Annotated in this window: 1 protein-coding gene; it reads right to left on the bottom strand. The window is 66.0% G+C overall.

Translation table 11 applies throughout. The features are described 5' to 3' along the window. A partial coding sequence (gene dnaE, locus DBR34_RS11060) for a DNA polymerase III subunit alpha (RefSeq protein ID WP_258223823.1) occupies nucleotides 1-3298 on the bottom strand: 3298 nt, incomplete at its 3' end. Nucleotides 3299-3374: the final 76 nt, after the last annotated feature.

Genomic DNA, 3374 nt, shown 5'->3' with positions numbered 1-3374 from the left:
CTTCGTAATCCCAGCACTGGCGGATGCGCAGCGCGTAGCCGCCGTTGAATTCATCCTCGCGCAGGCCGCCCTTGACGATCAGGATGCGGTCCTTGGTCATCAGGTGGCCGAACTCGGCCAGGCCGTCGGTGAAGGCACTGCACTCCACGCGGCCCTTGCTGTCTTCCAGCTGCATGAACACCTGGCTTTCGCCCTTGCGCCGCACGCCGACCACCTGGCCGGCCAGGATCACCGGGGTTTCCTGGCGCCAGGCGCGCTTCTCGCCGTCCTTGCTGGGGCGGGCCGGCGGGATCAGGCGCTCGAGCATGCCGAGGTCGGTACCGACCAGTTCCTTGACGTCATCCGCATACGGATCGAACGGATGCCCGCTCAGGTAGAAGCCCAGCGTGTCGCGCTCGCCGTCGAGCAGCTGGCCCAACGCCCATTCCTTGGCTTCGGGCAGGTCCAGCTGCTGCGCCGTGGCCTGCGGGCTGGGGGCGCCGAACAGCGAGTTCTGCCCGGACGCCTTCTCGCGGGTGATCTGGTCGGTGGCCTTGAGCACTTCGGGCAGCTGCAGCATCAACGAGGCGCGGTTCTTGCCCAGGCCGTCCATCGCGCCGCAGTTGATCATCGCTTCCAGGGTGCGCCGGTTGAGCTTGCCCGACTCGGCGCGCATGCAGAAATCCAGCAGCGATTCGTAACGACCGCCGCGTGCGCGTTCTTCCACGACCGCTTCGCATGCGCCCTGGCCAACGCCCTTGATGGCGCCCAGGCCGTACACGATGGTGTCGGCACTGGAGGCTTCGAACATGTACGCCGATTCGTTCACGCGCGGCGGCAGCACGGTCAGGCCGAGGTTGCGCACTTCGGCCAGGAAGCCCACCACCTTGTCGGTGTTGTCCATGTCCGAGGAGAGCGTGGCCGCCATGAACTCGGCCGGGTAATGACGCTTGAGCCAGGCGGTCTGGTAGCTGACCAGCGCGTAGGCGGCGGCATGCGACTTGTTGAAGCCGTAGCCGGCGAACTTTTCCATCAGGTCGAAGATGGCGTCGGCCTTGGCCTCGCTCACCCCGTCCTTGGCCGCGCCTTCGCGGAAGATCTCGCGGTGCTTGGCCATTTCGGCCGGCACCTTCTTGCCCATCGCGCGGCGCAGCAGGTCGGCGCCGCCGAGCGAGTAACCGCCCACGATCTGCGCCATCTGCATCACCTGCTCCTGGTACACCATGATGCCGTAGGTGTCTTTCAGGATCGCTTCGGTGCGCGGATCGGGATAGATGATTTCTTCCTGCCCGTGCTTGCGCGCGTTGAAGGAGGGAATCAGGTCCATCGGGCCGGGGCGGTACAGCGACACCAGTGCGATGAGGTCTTCGAAGCGGTCGGGGCGCGCGTCCTTCAGCAGGCGGCGCATGCCCGAGGATTCGAACTGGAACACCGCGCCGGTGTTGCCGTTGGCGAAGATGTCCTTGTAGGTGGCCACGTCGTCCAGCGGCAGCGCGGTGATGTCCACCGGCGGAATGCCAGCGCGTTCGTGGCGCTTGTTGATCGCCTTGACCGCCCAGTCGATGATCGTCAGCGTGCGCAGGCCGAGGAAGTCGAACTTCACCAGACCGATTTCTTCGACGTCGTTCTTGTCGAACTGGGTGACCGGGTTGCGGCCGCGGCCGCCTTCGTCGTGTTCGGCGAACAGCGGGCAGAACTCGGCCAGCGGCTCGGGCGCGATCACCACGCCACCGGCGTGCTTGCCGGCGTTGCGGGTGAGGTCTTCGAGCTGGCGGGCCAGGTCGATCAGGTCGCGGACGTCGTCTTCGTTCTGGTAGCGCTGGATCAGCTCCGGCGACGCCATTTCCGAATCCTTGCCTTCGCCCATGGCGTCCTTGAGCGAGATGCCCAGGATGTTGGGGATCAGCTTGGACACGCCGTCGACCAGGCCATACGGGAAGCCGAGCACGCGCCCGGAGTCGCGCACCACCGCCTTGGCGGCCATGGTGCCGTAGGTGATGATCTGGCTGACCCGTTCGCGCCCGTATTTGCGCGCCACGTAGTCGATGACTTCGTCGCGGCGGTCCATGCAGAAGTCGATGTCGAAGTCGGGCATCGACACACGTTCGGGGTTGAGGAACCGCTCGAACAGCAGGTTGTACGGGATCGGGTCGAGGTCGGTGATCTGCAGCGCCCAGGCCACCAGGGAGCCGGCACCGGAACCACGGCCGGGGCCGATCGGGATGCCCTGGTTCTTCCCCCACTGGATGAAGTCGGCCACGATCAGGAAGTAGCCGGGGAAGCCCATCTTGATGATGGTGGCCAGCTCGAATTCCAGGCGCTCGAAGTAGTCGGCGCGGGTCTTGCCTTCGGCCAGCGGATTCTTTTCCAGGCGCGCTTCGAGGCCCTTGCGCGATTCGCTGCAGATCCAGCTGTCGAGCGTTTCGTCTTCGGGCACCGGGTAGTTGGGCAGGAAGTAGGTGCCCAGGCGCATTTCGATGTTGCAGCGTTCGGCCAGCGCGAGGGTGTTGTCGATCGCGTCGGGAATGTCGGCAAACAGCGCGCACATGTCGTCGGCCGACTTGAGGTACTGCTGGTCGCTGTAGTCGCGCGGGCGCTTGGGGTCGTCGAGCACGCGCCCGGAGGAGATGCACACGCGCGCTTCGTGGGCGGCGAAATCCTCCGGCTGCAGGAAGCGCACGTCGTTGCTGGCGACCACGGGCAGGCCACGCTGGCCCGCGGCGAGCAGGGCGAACTGGTTGAAGGCTTCTTCGCCGTCGCGCCCGGTGCGGGTGAGTTCCAGGTGCAGGCCATCGCCGAACACGCGCTGCCAGTCGGCGAGTTGCTGCTCGGCCAGGTCATGGCGGCCTTCGCCGGCGAGGCGGCCGGCCAGGCTGTCGCGGCCGGCCAGGGCAAACAGGTTGTGGCAGCCGGCCTTGAGCCAGTCCGGATGGACGGCGACGCCGCCTTCGGGGCGGTGGCCTTCCATCCAGGCGCGGGTGAGCAGGCGTGACAGGCTGAGGTAGCCGTCACGATCGCGGCACAGCAGGGTCATGCGCCAGGGGGTCATGCCCTCTTCGGCGATCATGATGTCCGCGCCGGCGATGGGCTTGATGCCCACGGTTTCGGCGGCCTTGTAGAACTTGACCAGGGCGAACAGGTTGTTCAGGTCGGTCACTGCCAGGGCAGGCAGCTTGAGTTCCACCGCGCGGCTGAGCAGGTTGGCCTGCTTGGCTTTCTTCGGGTCAGCCTGATCCGGCTTCGCCGGGACACGGATGGTCGAATCCGCCAGCGAAAATTCGGTGTGGACGTGGAGATGTACGAAACGGGAAGTGGACATGCCGGGCCAATGTAATGCCCGGTCAGGGTAGCGGCGTGAGCCTGACCGAACAAGGCTTGACAGGGGTGTTACAGGG

It is taken from the genome of Stenotrophomonas sp. HMWF003 (assembly GCF_003061285.1).
Lineage (GTDB): Bacteria > Pseudomonadota > Gammaproteobacteria > Xanthomonadales > Xanthomonadaceae > Stenotrophomonas > Stenotrophomonas maltophilia_AP.
This window is presented reverse-complemented; position numbering and strand designations above follow the sequence as displayed.